The organism is Litorilinea aerophila, from assembly GCF_006569185.2.
In the GTDB taxonomy this organism is placed as follows: Bacteria; Chloroflexota; Anaerolineae; order Caldilineales; family Caldilineaceae; genus Litorilinea; species Litorilinea aerophila.
In genome coordinates, this window is the sequence record NZ_VIGC02000009.1 from 1 (window position 1) to 20,338 (window position 20,338).

The following is a 20,338-nucleotide window of genomic DNA, read 5'->3' on the forward strand; positions in this document are numbered from 1 at the left end:
GGCACTACCTCTGGTGGAAACCATCGGCGAATTTCTGCCGGGATTTACTAGAGCACTCATGCATAGCACCCGGGAGGCCGACTTGCCCCCGGGTGTTTTGATTGGCAGCCGCTTCCGGCTGCCTGTGATACAATCCAGGTAGGCAGGCCACTGGCGACTATTTTGAGTCTCAGATAGCCCGGAAGTCGCTCTGCATGAGACCGTGGCCGGCCTTGGGTCGATGGTTGAACTCATCGGCTGGCACATCGACAGCGCTGGATAAAAATTCTGTGTTCGTCTGTGAAATCTGTGGATGGATCTTTGGCTATCCTGTGGGGAGGGGAGCATGCCGCGGCAACGCCAGGAGGCCGTGTCCGAGCCGGTCATGGCCCTGTGGCAATCGGTGCCCTATTTTGAAGGCCTGGATCCCCAGGTGATCCAGGAGCTGGCCCAGGCGGCCGTGCGCCATGCCTGCCCGGCCGGCCACATGATCTTCACCGAGGGGGAGCCGTCCACCGGCCTCTATCTCATTGAAGCCGGCACGGTCAAAATCAGCCGCTTTTCCAGGGAAGGCCGGGAGCACATCCTCCACCTGTTGAACCGGGGAGACACCTTCAACGACGTGGCCGCGCTGGACGGCGGCCCGAACCCGGCCACGGCCACCGCCTTCACCGACGCGGTGGTCTGGCATCTGGACCGGGGCTCGCTGCGGCAAGCCGTGGACCGGCACCCGGCCCTGGCCTGGGCCCTGATCGAAAGCATGGCCCGCCGTGCCCGCTACCTGCTGGGGCTGGTGGAAGACCTCTCCATGCGCAACGTCCGGGGTCGGCTGGCGCGCCTCCTCCTGGAGGAGGCCAGCCGCCATGAGGCTGACCAGGTTCCCCGCCTGTTGACCCAGGAAGAGATGGCCAGTCGGCTGGGCACCGTGCGGGAGGTGGTCGGCCGTGCGCTGCGGAGCCTGGCCGCGGAAGGCCTGATCGAATTCGACCGCCATCGCATTGTCATCCTGGACGCCGCCGGCCTGGCCCGGGAGGCCGAAGCCTGATTCCAGGCCCCCTTTAACCGGATCTTTACGGTTTGTCCCAACGCCGTTAACTCCATTAGAATAAGGTAATCCTGTGTCCATCCCCCGTGACACCCCGCTTTGCCGCGCCACCCTTTGAACGTGGCGCTGTCCTTGCCATCCTGCCGGGGCTGCGAGCATCCCCTGTACCCGTCCGCCGGCAGCCAGACCACGGCAAAAGTTCCACAGCACGACCTCTGACAGGGATCGTTCGACGGGTTTCCATCATCGTGAACTTCTGGCGATCTGGCCAGAAATGTCAACGGGTTCCAGCATCAAGGAGTCATAAGCCATGCGGCGTCCTCGCTTATATCCATCCCTACTCCTGTATGCCCTGCTGCTGAGCGGGCTATTCCTGGCCGTGGCCCCGTCGGCCCTTTGGGCCCAGGCCAGTGACCTCTTCATCTCTGAATACATTGAGGGCTCTTCCAACAACAAGGCCATCGAGATCTACAACGGCACCGGCGTGCCCGTAGACCTGGCCGCGGGCAACTACAGCATCCAGATGTACTTCAACGGCAGCACCAGCCCCGGCCTCACCATCGCCCTGACCGGCGTGGTGGCCGACGGGGACGTCTACGTGCTCGCCCACAGCAGCGCCGATCCGGCCATCCTGGCCCAGGCGGACCAGACCAACGGCAGCGGCTGGTTCAACGGTGACGACGCGGTGGTGCTGGTGAAGAACGGGGTGGTCATCGATGCCATCGGCCAGATCGGCTTCGACCCCGGCTCCCAGTGGGGCACGGGCGATACCTCCACCCAGGACAACACCCTGCGTCGCAATCCCACCGTCTGCGCTGGCGACACCAACCCCTATGACCCCTTCGACCCAAGCCTGGAATGGACCGGCTATCCCCAAAACACCTTCGACGGCCTGGGGAGCCACGTGGCCCAGTGCGGCGGCGGTGGGGATACGCCCCCGACCGTGGTCGCGGTGAGCCCGGCGGATGGCGCCATCGGTGTCCCGGCGGACGCCAACCTCACGGTCACCTTCAGCGAAGATGTGACCGTCTCCGGCATCTGGTACGCCATCACCTGCAGTGTCAGCGGCGCCCATTCAGCTACGGCCACGGGCGGCCCCCAGAGCTTCACCCTGGACCCGGACAGTGACTTCGCCCCGGGCGAAAGCTGCACGGCCACCCTCTTCGGGAGCCAGGTGATAGACCAGGATGGCACCCCCGACCCCATGGCCGCCGACTTCTCCTGGAGCTTCACGGTGGACAACTTCGGCACCTGCCAGGACGGCCAGGCCACGCCCATCCACGTCATCCAGGGCAATGGCCCGGCCAGCCCCCTGGATGGGACCCCGGGCGTGGTCATTGAAGGTGTGGTGGTGGGCGACTTCCAGGGCCCCTCGCCCAATCTGCGGGGCTTCTACGTTCAGGAAGAGGACAGCCAGGCCGACGGCGACCCGGCCACCTCGGAAGGTATTTTCGTCTTCGATCACGGCCTGGGTGTGGATGTGCAGGTGGGCGACCTGGTTCGGGTGCGGGGCACGGTGAGCGAATTCTTCGACCTGACCGAGCTGGCCAGCATCGACCGGGTGGACATCTGCGCCAGCGGCCAGCTGGCCGCGGTGAGCCCCACCCCGGTCACCCTGCCGGTGGGAGACCTGGCGGACTGGGAGACCCTGGAGGGCATGTGGGTTGTCTTCCCCCAGGAACTGACCGTGACCGAGCACTTCAACCTGGGCCGCTTCGGTGAAGTCCACCTCTCCAGCGGCGGCCGGCTCTTCCAGCCCACCCACCTGGTGCCGCCGGGCGCCCCGGCCCTGGCCGCCCAGGCCGCCAATGATCGCAACCGCATCGTCCTGGATGACGCCAGCACCGCCCAGAACCCGGATCCCATCCCCTACCCGGCCCCTGGCCTGAGCGCGGCCAACACCCTGCGGTTGGGCGACACGGTGACCGGCCTGAGCGGCGTGTTGGACTACCGCTTCAGCCTCTACCGGGTGCAGCCGGTGGCCCCCGTGAGCTTCACCCATGCCAACCCGCGTCCCCCAGCACCGGAGCCGGTGGGCGGCACCCTGAAGGTGGCCAGCGCCAACCTGCTCAATTACTTCGTCACCATCGACGATGGCAGCAACAACTGTGGCCCCAGCGGCGGCCTGGAGTGCCGGGGGGCGGACAGCACCTTTGAGTTCCAGCGGCAGCGGGCCAAGACCGTCAGTGCCCTGGCCGCGCTGGACGCCGACATCATCGGCGTGGTGGAGGTACAGAACGACGACGGCGCTGCCCTGGCGGACCTGGTGGCCGGCCTGAACGACGCGCTGGGGCCGGGTACCTACGCCTACATCGACACCGGCGCCATCGGCACCGATGCCATCAAGGTGGGCCTGATCTACCGGCCGGCCACGGTCACGCCTGTGGGGCCCTTCGCCATCCTGGACTCCAGCGTAGATCCGACCTTCATCGACACCAAGAACCGGCCGGTCCTGGCCCAGACCTTCCAGGAAAACACCAGCGGCGAGCGCTTCACCGTGGCCGTCAACCACCTCAAGTCCAAGGGGTCGGACTGCAACGACGTGGGCGATCCGGATCTGGGGGACGGCCAGGGCAACTGTAACGGGACCCGTACGGCCGCGGCCACGGCGCTGGTCAACTGGCTGGCGACCGACCCCACCGGCAGCGGCGATCCGGACTTCCTGATCATTGGCGACCTGAACGCCTACGCCATGGAAGATCCCATCACGGCTATCAAGGCGGCGGGCTTCACCAACCTGCTGGAAGCCTTCATGGGCGTCGACGCCTATTCGTACGTTTTCAACGGCCAGTCGGGCTACCTGGACCACGCGCTCGCCAGCGCCAGCCTCACGCCCCGAGTCACCGGCGTCACCGAATGGCACATCAACGCGGACGAGCCCCGGGTGCTGGACTACAACGTGGAGTTCAAATCGCCGGGCCAGGTGGAGAGCCTCTACAGCCCCGAGCCGTACCGGATGGCCGACCACGATCCCCTGCTGGTCGGGCTCTGCCTGGACGCCACGCCGCCGGTGTTGACCGTGACGGTGGATCCGGCCCAGCTCTGGCCGCCGAACCACCAGTACGTGACCGTCCACGCCAGCGTTTCCGCCAACGAAGACGCGTCCATCACCCTGGTCTCCGTGGTCTCCAGCGATCCGGATGACGGCCTGGGCGACGGGGACACCCCCAACGACATCGTCATCGTGGACGACTACACCTTCCAGCTCCGGGCGGAGCGCAGTGGTGGCCAGGAACGCCGATATACCATCACCTACCAGGCCGTGGACGCCTGCGGCAACCAGAGCCAGGCCTCGGCCCGGGTGATCGTGCCGCCCAATCAGGGCAAGGGGAAGCAGGGCGCCCAGGTGGGTGGAGCCTCTGGAGAAGCAGGCATCCAGGAAGGCCAGGACTCCCACAGCATCTTTCTGCCCCTGATCCGGCATTAGGGTCTATTGCGGCGTATTTTTGTCGGTGGACAATCCAGACTTCCGGCGTTAGAATGGAAGCCATCATCGCAGCAGACAAAGCAGCCGCCTTTCGCATCATCTTCAATCAAAGGGAGTCCAGATTATGAAATGGTCAAGGGGTATCATTGCCTCTGCCATCGCCATTTTGGTGATTGGCGGGGTGGCCCTGGCCCAAAACGGCAACGGGGATGCCACCTACACCGGCTGTCTCACCGAGGCTGGTGAGTTGATCAAAGTTGCCATTGGGACAGAGCCACGGGAAGCGTGTGCAGAAGGGGAAACCCAGATCAGCTGGAACGCCACCGGTCCCCAGGGCGAACCGGGGCCCCAAGGTGAACCCGGGCCGCAGGGTGAACCGGGCCCGCAGGGTCCTCCCGGGCCGCAGGGCGAACCTGGCCCACAAGGCCCTCCTGGACCCCAGGGTGAGCCCGGTCCGCAAGGCCCTCCTGGGCCGCAGGGCGAACCGGGGCCGCAGGGCGAACCTGGCCCTCAGGGTGAGCCGGGCCCTCAGGGTGAACCCGGGCCACAAGGGCCTCCCGGACCGCAGGGCGAACCTGGCCCGCAGGGTCCTCCTGGGCCACAAGGTGAACCTGGCCCACAAGGCCCTCCCGGACCGCAGGGTCCCCAGGGTGAGCCTGGGCCTCAGGGTCCTCCGGGCCCCCAGGGTGAACCAGGTCCCCAGGGCCCTCCCGGCATGTCCGGCTATGAGATTGTGACTATCACCAGCAGCTTCCACATTCTGCCGGAGCCCAACGTCAACTATGCCTTTGACCGGGTCCGCTGCCCGAGCGGCAAGAAAGTGGTGGCGGGTGGATATCAGCTGCCGTCGGATCAGAGCCTGACCGGCCTGGAGATCCTGCCCGAGGGCTCCTATCCGGACAGCGATAGCAGCTGGCAGGTCCGCTTCCGCAACCAGGGCAGCGGGATCGCCCAGTTCGACGCCATTCTCTACGCGGTCTGCGTGTTCGTCGAGTAACGTCGCCGGCCACGGATCTGCGCCACCTGCGAAATCTGCGGATCCCCTCCCGCATCTCCACGCCCCGTTCCGGGAAGTGCCCCGGAGCGGGGCGTGATGGTTCTGGCACTCCCTCCTTCCGCCAGGCCAGATAGCTCTCCCCTTCTCCCATCCCCTTTCCACATCTCCTTTCCACATCTCCTTTCCACAACGGTGTAGCCGCATCTCCCCTGCAATGAGACTTTAGTCGCAGCCCCACCAGAGCCCCTCTGTTACCCTGGAAATACAGTAAATTCCGGCAGAAATTCGCCGATGGTATCCACCAGAGGTCGTGCCGCCGAATTCCTGCCGTGGTATTTACGCCAGACTGTCATAGCCAACAGCGCAATCGAAGGCGCTTTTCCAGCAGGCTCAGTCCATGGACCGGCCAGGATGAATGCCCATGTCTCAAGATCCACTCCCCCAAATCGACCGTGACCTGTGCACCGGCTGCCGCCGCTGCGTCGAAGTCTGCCCGACCCAGGCACTGGACCAATTTTTGGGCAAGGCATACCTGCGCTTTCCCGAAGCCTGCACCTATTGCACAGCCTGTGAGGACCTGTGCCCGGAAGGCGCCATCGCCCTGCCTTTCCTGATTGTGTTGGCCCAACCACCCGGCACCGGGTGTTTTTCCAAACCACGTTAACATATCTGACTCAATAAGACAGGAGCGAAAAAGCATGAAACGACTCGTGTATCTCTCCCTGATCTTGCTCCTGCTGGCCGCCACCTTCGCTGCGTGCGGCCGCAGGCGCGCAGAGCCTACGCCAGAGCCGGTCAGCGTGGAGGCGGGGCTGCCGACCTCAGCCATGGAGATCGCCAATGCACGGGGCCTGACGCCCGAAGACATCAACGCCGCGCTCAAGACCTACGTGCCCAGCGGCAAGTGGGACGACTACCTGATGTTCACCTCGGGCGGCCACTCGGGCCAGCTCATCGTCATCGGCATCCCCTCCATGCGCATCCTCAAGAACATCGCCGTCTTCACGCCCGAATCCTGGCAGGGCTACGGCATCGGCGGCTCGGAGAGCGAGGCCATCCTGAACGCCGGTAACGTGCGAGGGCGCACCATCCGCTACGGCGACACCCACCACCCCGCCCTCAGCGAAACCGGCGGCGACTACGACGGCCAGTTCGTCTTCATCAACGACAAGGCCAACGCCCGCATCGCCGTGGTCGACCTGCGAGACTTCGAGACCAAGCAGATCGTCAAGGATCCCAACCTGATCAGCAACCACGGCTCCACCTTCGTCACCCCCAACACCGAGTACGTGGTCCAGGGCAGCCAGTACGCCACGCCCCTGGGCTGGGAATACGCGCCCATCGAAGAGTACAAAGAGAAGTACCGGGGCCTCATCACCCTCTGGAAGTTCGACCGGGAAAAGGGCCGCATCGACGTGGAGAATTCCTTCAGCATCGAGGTCCCCCCGTACTGGCAGGACCTGTGCGACGCAGGCAAGCTAGAGAGCGAAGGCTGGGCCTTCTGCAACTCCTTCAACTCTGAAATGGCCACCGGCGGCATCGAAGAGGGCAACCCGCCCTTTGAAGCCGGTGCCAGCCAGCGGGACACAGACTACCTGCACATCTTCAACTGGCGGAAGGCCGCGGAGGTGGTGGCGGCCGGCAAGGCCGAGGTTATCAACGGCATGCAGGTCATCCGCATGCCGACCGCGGTGGAAGAGGGGATCCTCTACCTGGCGCCGGAGCCCAAGAGCCCCCACGGTGCGGACGTGACCCCCGACGGCAAGTACATCGTGGTCTCGGGCAAGCTGGATCCCCACGTGACCGTCTACTCCTTCGCCAAGATCCAGCAGGCCATCGCCGACCAGAACTGGGAGCTGGACGAGTTCGGCATCCCCGTGCTGGACTACGACGCCGTCCGCCATGCCCAGGTGGAGCTGGGCCTGGGTCCGCTGCACACGGTCTACGACGACAAGGGCTTTGCCTACACCAGCCTCTTCCTGGACAGCGCGGTGGCCAAGTGGAAGCTGGGCGGCGAGGATCCCGAGGCCTATCAACTGGTGGAAAAGCTGCCCGTCCAGTACAACATCGGCCACATCACCGCCGCCGAGGGTGACACCGTCAGCCCGGATGGACTCTACGTGGTGGCCCTCAACAAGTGGGCGGTGGACCGCTTCGCTCCCGTGGGGCCGCTGCTGCCCCAGAACGAGCAGCTCATCGACATCAGCGGCGACGCCATGAAGGTCATCTATGACATGCCCATGGGTATCGGCGAGCCCCACTACGCCCAGATCATCAAGGCCGACAAAATTCAGGCCTGGAACACCTACCCCGAGGTGGGCTGGGACCCGGTGGCCCAGGCGCCGTCCGAGTTCGCCACCAAACCGGGCGAAGAGCGCATCGAGCGCAACGGCAACCAGGTGGAGGTCTTCATGACTGCGGTCCGCTCTCACTTCACGCCGGAGCGGGTGATGGTCAAGAAGGGTGACCACGTGATCTGGCACATCACCAACATCGAAACGGCCCACGACGCCACCCACGGCTTCCAACTGGGTGGCCACAACGTGAGCCTGAGCCTGGAACCCGGAGAGACGGCCACCTTCGAGCTGGACGTGGACCAGGACGGCACCTTCACCTTCTACTGCACCGAGTTCTGCTCGGCGCTGCATCTGGAGATGGCCGGCTACCTGCTGGTGGAGCCGTAGTCGGGACAGGGCAAGCCCTGTCCGTGGGCGCAGCAAGAAGCGCCCCTACCTTTGGCTGAAACGTCGGAACAGATTCGCCACGTCCGACCCCGGTGGAGGGGCACGATGGCCCCTCCACCCCCTGCCGGGCCGCCGAAAAGGAGCAGGACAATGATGGCAGATCGGATTGAACAGATTCTCGGCCCCCGGATTCCACCGGAGGAGCTCCACGCCCATCGCAGCCGGTACCTGCTGCCCACCCTCTTTATGATGGCCGCAGCGGTGCTGCTCATCGCGTCCATCTTCATGCCCTACTGGTCGCTGACCCTCCACGCGCCCCAGTATCCCCAGGGGTTGACCATCCAGGCCTATCTCAACCGGCTGGAGGGGGATGTGCGGGAGATCGATGGGCTCAACCATTACATCGGCATGCGCCCCCTGAACGAGGCCGCCACCTTCGAGCGCTCCATCTCCATCATCGGCGTGGTCGCCATCGCCCTTTTGCTGCTGGCCACCGTCTTCGTCCACACCCGGTGGGCGGCCCTGCTGGCCCTGCCGGCGCTCCTCTTCCCCCTCATCTTCCTGGCCGACCTCCAGTACTGGATGGCCAATTTCGGCCAGAACCTGGACCCCAGGGCGCCCCTGTCCAGCAGCGTCAAGCCCTTCGTGCCGCCGGTGCTCTTTGAAGGGCGCATCGCCCAGTTTCGCACCTGGGCCGTGCCGGATGTGGGCCTGTGGATGGCCACCGCGGCCTCCGTGTTGATCCTCATCGGCCTCTGGTTCCACCGTCGGGCCTATAAGCCCCTGGTGGAGGCCCAGGAACACCAGCCGACATCAGCCCGGTGAGGAGGAGCATCATGCGTTGGCTCGTTGGCCTGGCCCTGCTACTGGCCGGCTTCGCCCCCAGGATGGCCGTGGCGGCAGACGCACCCTTCGACCTGCAGGCCGCCCTGGCTGCGGCCCAGCCAGGCGCCACCATCCAGATCCCGGCCGGGGTCTACCCGGGGCCCCTACACATCGACAAGCCTGTCACCCTGGAAGGCGTGGACTGGCCCATCATCCAGGGGGATGGCCAGGGCGACGTGATCACGGTGACCGCGGCCCACGTGACCCTGCGGGGCCTGGTCATCCGGGGCAGCGGCACCTCCCTGGATCGGGAAGACGCCGCCGTCACCGGCCTGGCCCCCTACCTGACGGTGGAGAACTGCCGCATTGAGGACGCGCTCTTTGGCGTGTACCTGAAGCAGGCATCCCACGGCATCATCCGCGGCAACGTGATCCAGGCCAAAGATCTGCCCATGGCCCGGCGGGGGGACGGCATCCGGGTCTGGTACAGCGATCATAGCCTCGTGGAAGGCAACACGGTCGTCGGCAGCCGGGACGTGGTTATCTGGTTCGCGCCGGACAGTGTCATCCGCCACAACCGGGTCTACGCCAGCCGTTACGGCCTCCACTTCATGTTCAGCGACAATCAAGTGGTGGAAGGAAACTTCCTCGCCGAAAATTCCGTGGGCGCGTTTCTCATGTACGGGCGGGGCCTGACCCTGCGGGATAACGTGCTCTACAACAACCGGGGGCCCAGCGGTTACGGGGTGGGCATGAAGGACATGGACGACGTCCACCTGAGTGGCAACCGGCTGGTGGCCAACCGAATCGGCCTCTACGTGGACAACTCGCCCCGGGAGCCGAACACCACCGTTACGGTGGTCGAAAATCTCTTTGCCTACAACGAGGTGGGGCTGATGTTGCTCCCCTTGACCCGAAACAATATTTATACCCGCAACATTTTTCTGGACAACGGCGAACAGGTGGCCGTGAACGGCGGCGGCCAGCTCAGCGGCAACGCCTGGTGGCAGGATGGGGTCGGCAACTACTGGAGCGACTACGCCGGCTTCGATGCCGACGGCGACCGGATCGGCGACATCCCCTACCAGTCCCAAAGCCTCTACGAAGACCTGATGGCCCAGATGCCGGAGCTGCGGCTGTTTCGGCTGAGCCCCGCGGCAGACGCCCTGGACCTGGCCGCCCGGGCTTTTCCGCTCTTCCAGCCCCGGCCCAAGCTGGTGGACGAGCATCCACTGATGGCGCCCCCTGCCCTGCCGCCCTCGTCTTACCTGCCGACGCCACGCCCAGGGATGGCTCTGGCGGCAGCCGGCGGCCTGCTGGGCCTGGCCCTGGTGTTGCTGGCGGCGGGGCTTTCCGCGCCATGGCAGAGGAAGGTGTACCTATGATTACCATCACTCGCCTGACTAAAAAATTCGGCCGCTTCACGGCTGTCCACCAGCTGGATCTCACCATCCCCGCCCACCAGGCCACCGCGCTGTGGGGTCCCAACGGCGCGGGCAAAACCACGGTCATCAAGTGTCTGCTGGGTCTGGTGCGCTATGAAGGGGAAATCCGGATCGACGGTCTGGACGCGCGGCGTCAGGGGGCCCAGGCCCGGCGCCGGGTGGGTTATGTGCCCCAGACCTGTGCCTTTTACGATGACCTGAGCGTGTTGGCCACGGTCCGCTTCTTTGCCCGGCTGCGGCAGGTGCCCGATACCCAGGCGGTGCCGGTGCTGGAACAGGTGGGCCTGCTGGAAGATGGGGAGAAGCCAGTGGCTGCCCTATCGGGGGGCATGCGCCAGCGGCTGGCCCTGGCCCTGGCCCTGCTGGGGGATCCCCCCATCCTGGTCCTGGATGAGCCCACCTCCAACCTGGACACCCACGCCCGCGCCCACTTCCTCCACCTGCTGGGCCGGCTGAAGGCCGAGGGCAAGACCATCCTCTTCACCTCCCATCGGCTGGAGGAAGTGGAAGAGCTGGCCGATCAGGTCGCGGTGATGGAGGCGGGCCGTCTGCAGTTCCTCTGCCCGGGCGACCAACTTGCCCGACGCCTGGGCCTGCAGGTCCAGATCAAACTGCGCATGCCCGGCCACGTCCTGGAAGAGGCCCTGGCCATCCTCCAGGCGGACGGCTTCCAGGCCCGCCGCAACGGCACCGGCCTGTTGGTGGCGGTCGCACCGGGGGAGAAGGCCCGGCCCATCCACACCCTCAGCCGGGCCCACATCCCGGTCATCGACTTTGAGATTGATTAGCGAGATTGATTCGGAGGTGAATGATGCGCGCCCAGCCCGTCTGGACCCTGGCCCAAAAGGAGCTGTGGGACGCCCTGCGCAACCGCTGGTTCATCCTATATACCCTGGCTTTTACCCTGCTTTCCCTGGCCTTTTCCTACCTGGCCATGGCCGGCGCCGGGCTGGTGGGGTTTGCCGGATTTGGCCGCACCGGGGCCAGCCTCATCAACCTGGTCCTGCTTATGATCCCCCTGATGGCCCTGACCGTGGGCGCCCAAAGCCTGGCCGGGGAACAGGAACGGAGCACCCTGGCCTACCTGCTGGCCCAGCCCCTGAGCCGGTTGGAGATTTTCCTGGGCAAATACCTGGGGCTGAGTCTGAGCCTGCTGGCCTCCCTGGCCCTGGGCTTCGGCCTGGCCGGCCTGCTCCTGGCCCTGGGCGGCGTGGCTGCCTCCGACCCCATGGGCTACATCCACCTGGTGCTCCTGGCCTTCCTGCTCAGCCTGGCCATGCTGGGCGTGGGCCTGCTCACTTCGGCCCTAAGCCGGCGGGCCTCGGTGGCCGTGGGCGTGGGACTGTTCCTCTGGCTGCTCTTCGTCTTCCTGGGCGACCTGGGCATGATGGGCACTGCGCTGGTGTTGCGTCTTCCGGTGGATGGCCTCTTCTGGCTCTCCCTGACCAACCCGCTGCAGGTCTTCAAAATAGCAGCCATTCTCAATATCCAGGCGACCCTGGATGTTCTGGGGCCGGCGGGCATCTTCGCCATGCAACGCTATGGTCAGGCACTTTCCTGGATGTTGCTGGGCGTCCTGGCCGGGTGGGCAGTGGTGCCGGCCCTGGCCGCGTACTTCTGCTTTGCCCGCAAGGGGGATCTGTAGGAAGAGAAGGGGCAAAAAATGCGCCAGATCGGGAAAATCCTCCTGCTGTTCCTGGCCCTGAGTGGGATCTTATCCGGCTGTGCCCGGGGCTCCGCCGAACCGGCGCCGCCCGAGATCCGCTACGGTGAAGACATCTGCCAGGAGTGCCAGATGATCATCAGCGATCCCCGCTTCGCAGCGGGCTACGCCTACGAGCTCGGGCCCGGCCGCTACCAGAGCCTGGCCTTCGACGACATCGGCGACATGTTGGCCCACGCGGCCCGGCACCCGGAGCATGTCATTGTGGCCTGGTATGTCCACGACTACCACAGCCAGGAGTGGCTAGACGCCACCCAGGCCATCTACGTCCGAAGCAGTGCCCTGCACACGCCCATGGGCCACGGCCTGGCCGCCTTTGCCGATCGCGCGGCGGCAGAGATATTGGCCGCTGAGCGAGAAGGGGAGCTGCTGACCTGGGAAGAGCTGGTGGCTGGCCTGGCCCGGCCGCACCCCAGCTCGCCCCACGGGGAAGCACACGCCAAATAAGAAGGGCAGCCCCGACGTTGCCCTCTGTCGCCGTGGGCTACGGGGCTGCGCCGGAGAAATATTGAGCTTGCCTGTAGAACGCACGAATGACCGTCTCAACATCGTGACCGTCTCAACATCGTGACCGTCTCAACATCGTGACCGTCTCAACATCGTGACCGTCTCAACATCGTGACCGTCTCAACATCGAGTCAAACCCATCGAGTACAGGAAGAAGGAAGCAAGACCATGCGCAAACGCACGCTGTTTCTGAACACCCTGTTGCTGTTCGCCCTGCTCCTGACGTCCTGTGGTGGTGGGCGGGCTGAACCCACGGCCACGCCCGTCCCCCCCACCGCCACCCCGGAGCCGGTGGCCCAGGGCGATCCGGCCAAGGGGAAGGAGCTTTTCGCCCAGACTTGCGCGGCCTGCCATGGCCCGGCCGGTGAGGGCGTCCAGGGGCTGGGCAAAGACATGACCCAGAGCGAGTTCATCGCCAGCCTGTCCGACGCGGAGCTACTGGACTTCATCAAGAAGGGCCGCGCCCCGGACGATCCGCTGAACACCACGGGCGTGCTGATGCCGCCCAAAGGGGGCAACCCGGCCCTGACCGACGAGCAGTTGATGGATATCATCGCCTACATTCGCACCATCCACCGGTAACGTGACCGGAAAGGCATCGACCATGGCAGACGTTGGACAATTAAACATCCACAGCTACAAGAACCTGCGCAGTCAGGAGATTCAACAGGTGCCCCTTTTTCAGCACGAAGAGCTGCATGCCGAGCTCCTGGTCATTCCCCCGGGCCAGAGCATCGGCCGCCACAGCCACCCGGATCGCCACGAGCTGCTGGACGTGGTGGAAGGAAGCGGAACCATGGAGGTCGGCGGGCTCGTGTGCCGGGGCGCCCCGGGCAAATGCCTGTTCGTGCCGGCGGACACCCCCCACAGCCTGCACAACGACACAGAGCGGCCATGGGTACTCCGGGTGACCTATCAAGAGCGCCTGTTCCCCCGGCACCTGGGGCGGCTGGTGGTCCGGGCCCTTCGGGGCCGCCTGACCCGCTGGCTGTGAGCCCAGGTGATGGCGATGGTTGAAGGTAGCAGGATAAGGCCGCAAGAAAGGGAAAAGCCATGCAGCCCAATTCGACAAAGCCGGCACAGCCGGCCGTGCCCTTTACCCTGATCCAGGATCTGACGGAGGCGCTGCCGCCCCTCACGGCAGACACCATCGTCAGCCGCACCCTGTACAAAGACCGCCAGATGCGGGCCGTCCTCTTCGGCTTTGCCCCCGGCCAGGAGCTGTCGGAGCACACATCCACCATGGCCGCGGTGCTCCAGGTGCTGGAGGGGACGGCCACCCTCACCCTGGGAGAAGAGGAGATAGAGGCACGGCCCGGCACCTGGGTCCACATGCCCCCCGGCCTGCCCCACAGCGTCCGGGCGGGCGAGGCACCGCTGACCCTGCTGCTGGTGATGTTCCGCCCGGAGAAGGAGGGCCCTGATGACCCGGCCGCCTGAGATCCACCGTCCCGGCGGGCCGTCGAGCCGGGCGCTGCTGCCGGGCATCCTGGTCGGGGGTGCGCTGCTGCTGGCCCTGTGGAGTGGACTGATCCGCCTGGGCTGGCCCCTGCCGCCCCTGCGGCCGACGCTGCCCATGGCCCACGGCCCGCTGATGGTGGGGGGTTTTCTGGGCGCGCTGATCAGCCTGGAGCGGGCCGTTGCCCTGGGACGGCCCTGGGGCTATGGCGCGCCCGTGGCCGCCGGACTGGGCGCGCTGCTCCTGGCCCTGGGACTTCCCGGCTGGCCGGGCCCCCTGTTGATCAGCCTGGGCAGCGCGCTCCTCCTGGCCCTGATGGGGTCCATCGTCCGTATCCATCCGGCCATCTTCACCTGGACCCTGGCCGCGGGGGCGGCGTCCTGGCTGGTGGGGAACCTGTTCTGGCTGGCCGGTTGGCCCATCTATGGGGTGGTGCTCTGGTGGGCCAATTTCCTGATTCTGACCATCGCGGGGGAGCGGCTGGAGCTCAGCCGGCTGTTGCGCCCGCCGGTGGGGGCCCAGGTGGCCTTTGTGGTCACGGTGGCTTTGATGATGGGGGGCAGCGCCATGGCCCTGGGCCAGGCCGACCTGGGCGTGCGACTGGCTGGCCTGGGCATGGTGTTGCTGGCGCTGTGGCTGTGGCGCTTTGACATCGCGCGGCGACGTCTGGGCGCGGGTGGGCAGGCCCGCTTCATCGCCCTCTGCCTCCTCTCGGGCTATGTGTGGCTGGGGGTGGCCGGCCTGTTGGGCCTGGCCTATGGCGGCGTGATGGCCGGCCCGGCCTACGACGCCTGGCTCCATGCCCTCTTTCTGGGCTACGTCTTCACCATGATCTTTGGCCACGCACCCATCATTTTGCCCGCTGTGCTGGGGCTGCCGGTGCAGTATCGGCCCCGCTTCTACGTTCACCTGGTGCTGCTCCACCTCAGCCTGGCGCTGCGCGTCGCCGGTGATGTGATCCTCTGGTGGCCGGGCCGTCAGTGGGGCGGTCTGCTCAACGTGCTGGTCGTGCTCCTCTTTCTGGGCAACACCCTCTCCACCTTGCCCATTTGCGCAAATGGACTGCGCCGGCTATCATCGACCTTGACACGACGACAACCGGATCCATCGAAACCATAAAACGGGTGCGTCCATGCCTCCCATCACCCGCCTGTTCGTCAAGACCGCCCTGGTCTACTTTGTCATTGCTCTGCTCACGGGGTTGGCCCTGGCAGCCAACAGCCGGGTTCCCCTGCCCCAATTTGTGGGTCTGTTGAACCCGGTCTATTTTCACCTCTTCATGGTGGGCTGGGTCACCCAGCTCATCATCGGGGTGGCCTATTGGATGTTCCCCAAGTACTCTCGGGAGAAGCCCCGGGGCCACGACTGGCTAAGCTGGTCGACCTACGGGCTGTTGAATACCGGGCTGATCTTACGCATCTTTGCCGAACCGGCCACCGTCCTGGTGCCAGGCTCGTTCTGGGGGACGCTGCTGGCTCTTTCCGCCACACTCCAGTGGCTGGGGGGCATGGCCTTCGTGGCCAACACCTGGCCCCGGGTCAAGGAGAAGTGAGATGCCCCGGCTGAGCTGCTGGTTCATCCGTGCTGCGCTGATCCACCTGGCCCTGGGCTTCACCTTCGGGGCTCTGCTCCTCTGGAATAAGGGCCTCCCCCTCCATCCCCTACTCTGGCTTCTGCTGCCCGCGCATATCGAGTTCCTGCTGCTGGGGTGGACGGTCCAGCTGGCCCTGGGCGTGGCCTTCTGGATCTTGCCCCGCTTTCAGGTCTCGCGCGGCGACGTCCGGCCCGCGTGGCTGGCCTTTGTGTTGCTGAACGCGGGCGTGTGGCTGGTGGGGCTGGCTCCCTTCCTACCCCAGCTCCCCTGGTTGACCCTGGCCGGCCGCACGGCGGAGGCCGGATCCGCCCTGGCTTTCACCTGGCACGCCTGGCCCCGCATCAAACCGCCGGGTGGATGAAATGCCGCTCCTTGGAACTCAGGATGGATTGCCGCGGCCTGGCCATCTGGCGCCCGCGAGGCCGCAGGTCCCGTTTCCATACGGGACAGCCTCCATGCGGTATGAAAACCGCACCGACTGGCCAACAATCGGGGACGCACCCCTGCCCCTGGGCCGGCCTTGAAGGGAGGCACTGGGTGCAGTATACTGACCGTATAACGCAAGGAGAGGGGCGTCCACAAAGGACGGTGATCATGGGTGAGACAGAAGATCGTCTGCAAGCACTGGTGACCTACTTCCAGGGTCAGCCGGATGTCCGCCTCATTTACCTGTTCGGATCCCATGCTCGCCAACAGGCACGCCAGCAGAGTGACCTGGACATTGCCATCCTGTTGGATGAACGGGATCGCACACCCTTCGAATTATTGGAACGTCGCCTGGATCTCACAGCACGTGCAGCGGAGATCGTACGGGGACCGGTGGACGTGGTCCTCTTGAATCGCGCTTCCCTGCTGCTGCAAGGGCAGGTTTTGAAGGAGGGGCGTCTCCTGTACGCGGCCGATAAAGCGACCCAGGTAGAGTACGAAGCCCGCGCCCGGGCCCTCTATTTCGACTTCCTGCCCCGTCTGCGCCAGCACCGGGAAGCGCTGTTGAAGGCAGCGCGGGAGGGGAAACTTGGCCGATCAAATTAATGCCCCCTGGATGATCTTATTATCTTTGTTCAAGCTGTTTTACGACATATAGAGGAAGGGTAGCCGGGGATAGCAATGTCATCACCCAAGCACCCCACGCAGCCAGGGCCACCGGGACGCTCCCCCACGCGGCCAGGCGCAGCCAGCTCCCCGCGGCGATGCCGGTCCACGCCCCAAAACCCAGCCCCAACAACGCAACCAGCATGAGGCTGATGCCGCCACTCCACAGCAGGTAGATCCCTCCTTCCAGACGCCGGAGCTGCGCCGGCCAGGCGTTGGCCCACAGCCCCAAGAGCGCGCTGCTCACCCAGCCCAGGAGCAGATTGTGCAGGAAGAAGATACGCAGTTGGGTGCCCACGCTCCAGGCCCAGAAGCCGGGCCAGAGCACGACCAGGGCGCTGAGCCCATGGATGGCCAGAAAAATCAGCCCAAAACGGGTGAGCCGTGGTAGCGCCCGGCGATACTGCCAGAGCCAGCGCCCATGCCAGGCCAGGAAAAAAGCCGCCGCCAGGTTGGCCAGGGCGCCGATCCAAAAGACCCCGTCGGGCACCAGGGAAGGCGTCACGCCCAGAACAAAGGTGGGCGTCACCGCGATGGCCAGGCTCTGGGTGGGCAGCCAGCGGGGGAGGGCACAACCGCGGCGGCCCAACTCTGTCCACAACAGACCCAACAGGGCCAGGTTGAACCAGCCCACGGCAAACAGGTCCAAAAACAGGTGCAGGAAATAGGGCTGAAGCGTGGCCTCGACGGCCGACAACGCAGGCATGGCGGCCAGTCCTCCGGCACCGGCTGAAGCCAACAACAACAGCACCAGGGCCCAGTCCCAAAGCTGTAGGGGAACCGACCGCGCAGGAAGCCGCCAGGTAGCCCGCGCATAGAGCCAGACAAACACAAACCAGCCCAGGCCGTTGAGGCCCGCCACCATCGCGCCCAGGGGCAGCTCCGACGATCCGACCCGGGTTGGGCCATATCCGTTCAGCCAAAAGGCCGGAAAGCTGAGCAGGGCCAACACGGCGCTGGCTCCCATCTGAAGGGCGACCCCGCGGGGAAGGGGGCGGCCTGTCAGTCCGGGCAATCTCTGCCAAATCAGGGCCATCAGGCCCAGGGTGACCCAGCCGAAGTACATCAGGTGGCTGTGGGCATGACGGACGGCGGTATAGTTTTGCGCCCAGGCAGGCATTCCCTGGTAGAGGCCAAAGCGCAACAGCACGCCGGTGCTGGCTGCCAGGGCTAGGGCGAAAAGGGCCACGCCCCCATAAGCGTGTAGCGATCCCTTCCCGGTTTCGATATTGACATCACGCCACGTCATTATCCACGCTCCATCTCTACGTCCGAATGTGCTTTCTTGGTCCATCTCCGGGGTCGACTCTACCACAGGCCGTCTTCCTGTACCGGGACTTTGGTCACGTTGAAGTCAACCGAAGCGCCGCTACGAGCTGCGCCTACGACGTGGGTACCGGCTTTCGTCGGGGCGGGCCGCCGTGCCCGCCTGCTGTCGCCAGCCCCCGCCGATCCGGCCGCCTCCGGCGGGCCAGAGACCCGCCCTACGTCCCCGTTGTGCCCAATCCGCGCGGGTGACGGCCTTTGCCGTAGGTGCGGTCTCCGGCCGCACAGGGTCGCCAGACCCAGGCAGGTGAAGGGACAGCGACGAAGCGCCGCTACGAGCGGCGCCTACGAGGAGGCGACCATCTCCTGCAGGGGCGGGCCGCCGTGCCCGCCCGCTATCGCCAGCCCCCCTGTTTTTGACAGGCAAGCAGACATCATACTATACTCCCCTATAGTATCCAGATCTGAACATGAGAACGATCATAGGAGAAGACGCCATGCCCATGTACGAGTTCATCTGTCAGGAATGCCAGCAGCCCTTTGAAAAGCTGCTGTCCATGTCCCGGGCAGACGAACCCCAGGTCTGCCCCACCTGTGGCAGCAAGCAGACCCAACGTCGCCTGTCCACCTTTGCCGTGGGTGGGGGCAGCACAGGCAGGACAGCCACGCCCCCGCGCACCAGTCCCTTCACCTGAGCAGGCGCGAGCTGCTGAGCAAACGGTCCGTTTGCCTTCAAAACATGGAGTTCACCATGAAAATTCGCTCTGAGATGACCCGGGAAGAGCTGCGCGTGCGGCTACGCCGGATCGAGGGTCAGGTGCGGGGGGTGCAGAAGATGTTGGACGATGACCGGGACTGCCGGGAGATCGTGCAGCAACTGAACGCCATTCGCGCGGCCGTGCAGAACGCCACCGGACACTTCGTCCAGAGCCACGCCCGGGAGTGCCTGTTGGCCGAGGTCGACGGGCCAACCCGGGCGGCCCTGGTGGAAGACATCCTGGCCCTGGTCACCCAAAACCCGTCCGCATCGTGAAGCCCCATCCCAGTGGCAAATCTGCGGTGGACCTGCTGCAAAAGGGGCCTATACCGATTGTCTTGGGAAGTGGCGTTCATGATTGCGTAGGTCCGGTTTCCATACCGGACCTACGCTGCCCCTGGATTAGACAATCGGTACTACCCGGGCGGAATCAATTCGATCTCGAATAGCTTGGGCCACAGCTTGCCCGTCACAAAGAGGCGTTTGGCCTCGGAATCGTAGGCAATGCCGTTGAGGACATCCACCGGCTGGCCGCGATCCGCCGGAGGGAGCAGGCCGGCCAGGTCCACCCAGGCCACCACCTGGCCACTGGCCGGATCAATGCGGGCAATCCGATCTGTCTGCCAGATGTTGGCATAGATCTCGCCCTCCACATATTCCAGCTCATTCAGGCGAGTCACAGGCTGCGCCCCGTCGCGAACCTCCACCTGCCGCACCACCTCCAGGGTGGTGGGCTCCAGGAAGTAGAGATTGGCCGTGCCGTCACTCATGATCAGGTGGGTGCCGTCCTGGGTGAGCCCCCACCCTTCCGTCGCATAGGCAAATTCTTCCAGCAGGGAAAAACTCTCCCGATCGTATACAAAGCCCACTCGAGCCTGCCAGGTAAGCTGGAAGATCCGGTCCTCCCAAAGGGCGATCCCTTCCCCGAAATATTGGTCGGGCAAATCCACCTGCTGGAGTACCTGGCCGCTCTCCAGCTCCACCTTACGCAGGCTGGACCGCCCCCGCAATCCGGTCCCTTCGTACAGGAAACCATCGAAAAAGACCAGCCCCTGGGTAAAGGCGTTGGGGTCATGGGGGTAGACATTCACCACCCGATAGCCGTAGACGGGCGTACCCGCGCCGGAGACAGCCCCGGCCGGAGTCGGCAGGGGGCTGACTGCGGCCGGCAACGGCGAGACCGGCGGGCTGGGCAGAGGGCTGGCCAGGGCCAGCGGGCTGGTTGAAGCGCCTGGCACGATCCCCACAGGCAGGGCCAACGGACTGCCGGCCTCTCCAGTTGCCTGAGAACGCCACTGGTTGCCCAGCCCCACCAGCGCGGCGAACACAACGACCACCAGGACGAGGCCCAGCAATAGACGAGTCAACGCAGAGTTGCCCATGGTCCTCCTCACTTCCCCCACTATACTCCATGCGGACGGATGGCGCCATTATCGGGCCAGTCTTCGCTTCCCACAAATTTCCCTGCCCCTGTGCTTCGTCCCAGGCTCCAGGGCCGTGTTACAATGGGAATGACAGGCTGAGGCCATCTCGCCTGC

21 protein-coding genes are annotated in these 20,338 nt (G+C 65.2%); 19 read left to right on the forward strand and 2 right to left on the reverse strand.

Annotated features, from left to right (window positions below):
* Positions 1–325 precede the first annotated feature (325 nt).
* The 17 genes from FKZ61_RS08350 (at position 326) to mntA (ending at position 16,717) form a co-directional block, all read left to right on the forward strand.
* A complete protein-coding gene (locus FKZ61_RS08350; RefSeq protein ID WP_170199434.1) occupies positions 326–1,024 on the forward strand; it encodes a Crp/Fnr family transcriptional regulator in 699 nt (232 codons plus the stop codon).
* Between the two features lie 310 nt (positions 1,025–1,334).
* Positions 1,335–4,451, forward strand: a complete 3,117-nt coding sequence (locus FKZ61_RS08355; RefSeq protein WP_170199436.1) for an ExeM/NucH family extracellular endonuclease — start codon at positions 1,335–1,337, stop codon at positions 4,449–4,451.
* Between the two features lie 715 nt (positions 4,452–5,166).
* Positions 5,167–5,448, forward strand: a complete 282-nt coding sequence (locus FKZ61_RS08360) for a hypothetical protein (protein WP_229964187.1) — start codon at positions 5,167–5,169, stop codon at positions 5,446–5,448.
* Positions 5,449–5,869: 421 nt separating this feature from the next.
* On the forward strand, positions 5,870–6,112 hold the full coding sequence (locus FKZ61_RS08365; RefSeq protein ID WP_211358471.1) for an ATP-binding protein: 243 nt from the start codon (positions 5,870–5,872) through the stop codon (positions 6,110–6,112).
* A 34-nt stretch (positions 6,113–6,146) separates the two neighbouring features.
* Positions 6,147–8,132 carry a Sec-dependent nitrous-oxide reductase gene (gene nosZ / locus FKZ61_RS08370; RefSeq protein WP_141609639.1) on the forward strand — a complete coding sequence of 662 codons (1,986 nt, stop codon included), beginning with the start codon at positions 6,147–6,149 and terminating at the stop codon, positions 8,130–8,132.
* A gap of 150 nt (positions 8,133–8,282) precedes the next feature.
* Complete coding sequence (locus FKZ61_RS08375; RefSeq protein WP_141609640.1) at positions 8,283–8,957, forward strand: cytochrome C; 675 nt, start codon at positions 8,283–8,285, stop codon at positions 8,955–8,957.
* A gap of 11 nt (positions 8,958–8,968) precedes the next feature.
* On the forward strand, positions 8,969–10,342 hold the full coding sequence (nosD, locus tag FKZ61_RS08380; RefSeq protein WP_141609641.1) for a nitrous oxide reductase family maturation protein NosD: 1,374 nt from the start codon (positions 8,969–8,971) through the stop codon (positions 10,340–10,342).
* The gene (locus tag FKZ61_RS08385) at positions 10,339–11,190 is read left to right on the forward strand and encodes an ABC transporter ATP-binding protein (RefSeq protein ID WP_211358472.1); all 852 of its coding nucleotides are present in this window, start codon (positions 10,339–10,341) and stop codon (positions 11,188–11,190) included. Before nosD ends, FKZ61_RS08385 begins: the two co-directional genes overlap by 4 nt.
* A 23-nt stretch (positions 11,191–11,213) precedes the next feature.
* Positions 11,214–12,047 carry an ABC transporter permease gene (locus FKZ61_RS08390; RefSeq protein ID WP_211358473.1) on the forward strand — a complete coding sequence of 278 codons (834 nt, stop codon included), beginning with the start codon at positions 11,214–11,216 and terminating at the stop codon, positions 12,045–12,047.
* 18 nt (positions 12,048–12,065) lie between these two features.
* Positions 12,066–12,572: a nitrous oxide reductase accessory protein NosL gene (locus FKZ61_RS08395; RefSeq protein WP_141609644.1), complete on the forward strand. Its 507-nt coding sequence runs from the start codon at positions 12,066–12,068 to the stop codon at positions 12,570–12,572.
* 228 nt (positions 12,573–12,800) lie between these two features.
* Positions 12,801–13,214 (forward strand): c-type cytochrome, encoded by a 414-nt coding sequence (locus FKZ61_RS08400; protein ID WP_141609645.1) that lies wholly within the window; start codon positions 12,801–12,803, stop codon positions 13,212–13,214.
* A gap of 22 nt (positions 13,215–13,236) precedes the next feature.
* Positions 13,237–13,626, forward strand: a complete 390-nt coding sequence (locus tag FKZ61_RS08405) for a cupin domain-containing protein (protein WP_141609646.1) — start codon at positions 13,237–13,239, stop codon at positions 13,624–13,626.
* A gap of 59 nt (positions 13,627–13,685) precedes the next feature.
* Positions 13,686–14,072 (forward strand): cupin domain-containing protein, encoded by a 387-nt coding sequence (locus FKZ61_RS08410; RefSeq protein WP_141609647.1) that lies wholly within the window; start codon positions 13,686–13,688, stop codon positions 14,070–14,072.
* Positions 14,056–15,210 carry a hypothetical protein gene (locus FKZ61_RS08415; protein ID WP_211358474.1) on the forward strand — a complete coding sequence of 385 codons (1,155 nt, stop codon included), beginning with the start codon at positions 14,056–14,058 and terminating at the stop codon, positions 15,208–15,210. Before FKZ61_RS08410 ends, FKZ61_RS08415 begins: the two co-directional genes overlap by 17 nt.
* A gap of 13 nt (positions 15,211–15,223) precedes the next feature.
* Positions 15,224–15,643: a hypothetical protein gene (locus tag FKZ61_RS08420; RefSeq protein ID WP_141609648.1), complete on the forward strand. Its 420-nt coding sequence runs from the start codon at positions 15,224–15,226 to the stop codon at positions 15,641–15,643.
* Between the two features lies 1 nt (position 15,644).
* Positions 15,645–16,046, forward strand: a complete 402-nt coding sequence (locus tag FKZ61_RS08425; RefSeq protein ID WP_141609649.1) for a hypothetical protein — start codon at positions 15,645–15,647, stop codon at positions 16,044–16,046.
* Positions 16,047–16,279: 233 nt separating this feature from the next.
* Positions 16,280–16,717 (forward strand): type VII toxin-antitoxin system MntA family adenylyltransferase antitoxin, encoded by a 438-nt coding sequence (gene mntA, locus FKZ61_RS08430; protein ID WP_170199438.1) that lies wholly within the window; start codon positions 16,280–16,282, stop codon positions 16,715–16,717.
* 19 nt (positions 16,718–16,736) lie between these two features.
* Here mntA and FKZ61_RS08435 read toward each other — a convergent pair whose 3' ends face one another.
* A complete protein-coding gene (locus FKZ61_RS08435) occupies positions 16,737–18,026 on the reverse strand; it encodes a hypothetical protein (RefSeq protein WP_141609651.1) in 1,290 nt (429 codons plus the stop codon).
* Positions 18,027–18,540: 514 nt separating this feature from the next.
* Here FKZ61_RS08435 and FKZ61_RS08440 point away from each other — a divergent pair.
* Both FKZ61_RS08440 and FKZ61_RS08445 read left to right on the forward strand, forming a co-directional pair.
* The gene (locus FKZ61_RS08440; RefSeq protein WP_141609799.1) at positions 18,541–18,738 is read left to right on the forward strand and encodes an FmdB family zinc ribbon protein; all 198 of its coding nucleotides are present in this window, start codon (positions 18,541–18,543) and stop codon (positions 18,736–18,738) included.
* A 56-nt stretch (positions 18,739–18,794) separates the two neighbouring features.
* A complete protein-coding gene (locus FKZ61_RS08445; RefSeq protein ID WP_170199440.1) occupies positions 18,795–19,076 on the forward strand; it encodes a metal-sensitive transcriptional regulator in 282 nt (93 codons plus the stop codon).
* 140 nt (positions 19,077–19,216) lie between these two features.
* Here the strand turns inward: FKZ61_RS08445 and FKZ61_RS08450 are convergent, their stop codons facing one another.
* Entirely contained in the window at positions 19,217–20,182 is a 966-nt protein-coding gene (locus FKZ61_RS08450) for a glutaminyl-peptide cyclotransferase (RefSeq protein ID WP_141609653.1), read from the reverse strand.
* Positions 20,183–20,338 lie beyond the last annotated feature (156 nt).

Excerpts from the sequence above, each read along its gene's own strand:
- nosZ (WP_141609639.1), top strand. The coding sequence starts at position 6,147 with ATGAAACGACTCGTGTATCTCTCCCTGATCTTGCTCCTGCTGGCCGCC.
- FKZ61_RS08375 (WP_141609640.1), top strand. The coding sequence starts at position 8,283 with ATGATGGCAGATCGGATTGAACAGATTCTCGGCCCCCGGATTCCACCG.
- FKZ61_RS08450 (WP_141609653.1), bottom strand. The coding sequence starts at position 20,182 with ATGGGCAACTCTGCGTTGACTCGTCTATTGCTGGGCCTCGTCCTGGTG.
- FKZ61_RS08405 (WP_141609646.1), top strand. The coding sequence starts at position 13,237 with ATGGCAGACGTTGGACAATTAAACATCCACAGCTACAAGAACCTGCGC.
- FKZ61_RS08445 (WP_170199440.1), top strand. The coding sequence starts at position 18,795 with ATGAAAATTCGCTCTGAGATGACCCGGGAAGAGCTGCGCGTGCGGCTA.
- FKZ61_RS08420 (WP_141609648.1), top strand. The coding sequence starts at position 15,224 with ATGCCTCCCATCACCCGCCTGTTCGTCAAGACCGCCCTGGTCTACTTT.
- FKZ61_RS08360 (WP_229964187.1), top strand. The coding sequence starts at position 5,167 with ATGTCCGGCTATGAGATTGTGACTATCACCAGCAGCTTCCACATTCTG.
- FKZ61_RS08385 (WP_211358472.1), top strand. The coding sequence starts at position 10,339 with ATGATTACCATCACTCGCCTGACTAAAAAATTCGGCCGCTTCACGGCT.
- FKZ61_RS08435 (WP_141609651.1), bottom strand. The coding sequence starts at position 18,026 with ATGACGTGGCGTGATGTCAATATCGAAACCGGGAAGGGATCGCTACAC.
- FKZ61_RS08390 (WP_211358473.1), top strand. The coding sequence starts at position 11,214 with ATGCGCGCCCAGCCCGTCTGGACCCTGGCCCAAAAGGAGCTGTGGGAC.
- FKZ61_RS08350 (WP_170199434.1), top strand. The coding sequence starts at position 326 with ATGCCGCGGCAACGCCAGGAGGCCGTGTCCGAGCCGGTCATGGCCCTG.
- FKZ61_RS08395 (WP_141609644.1), top strand. The coding sequence starts at position 12,066 with ATGCGCCAGATCGGGAAAATCCTCCTGCTGTTCCTGGCCCTGAGTGGG.
- FKZ61_RS08365 (WP_211358471.1), top strand. The coding sequence starts at position 5,870 with ATGTCTCAAGATCCACTCCCCCAAATCGACCGTGACCTGTGCACCGGC.
- FKZ61_RS08415 (WP_211358474.1), top strand. The coding sequence starts at position 14,056 with ATGACCCGGCCGCCTGAGATCCACCGTCCCGGCGGGCCGTCGAGCCGG.
- FKZ61_RS08410 (WP_141609647.1), top strand. The coding sequence starts at position 13,686 with ATGCAGCCCAATTCGACAAAGCCGGCACAGCCGGCCGTGCCCTTTACC.
- mntA (WP_170199438.1), top strand. The coding sequence starts at position 16,280 with ATGGGTGAGACAGAAGATCGTCTGCAAGCACTGGTGACCTACTTCCAG.
- nosD (WP_141609641.1), top strand. The coding sequence starts at position 8,969 with ATGCGTTGGCTCGTTGGCCTGGCCCTGCTACTGGCCGGCTTCGCCCCC.
- FKZ61_RS08355 (WP_170199436.1), top strand. The coding sequence starts at position 1,335 with ATGCGGCGTCCTCGCTTATATCCATCCCTACTCCTGTATGCCCTGCTG.
- FKZ61_RS08400 (WP_141609645.1), top strand. The coding sequence starts at position 12,801 with ATGCGCAAACGCACGCTGTTTCTGAACACCCTGTTGCTGTTCGCCCTG.
- FKZ61_RS08440 (WP_141609799.1), top strand. The coding sequence starts at position 18,541 with ATGCCCATGTACGAGTTCATCTGTCAGGAATGCCAGCAGCCCTTTGAA.
- FKZ61_RS08425 (WP_141609649.1), top strand. The coding sequence starts at position 15,645 with ATGCCCCGGCTGAGCTGCTGGTTCATCCGTGCTGCGCTGATCCACCTG.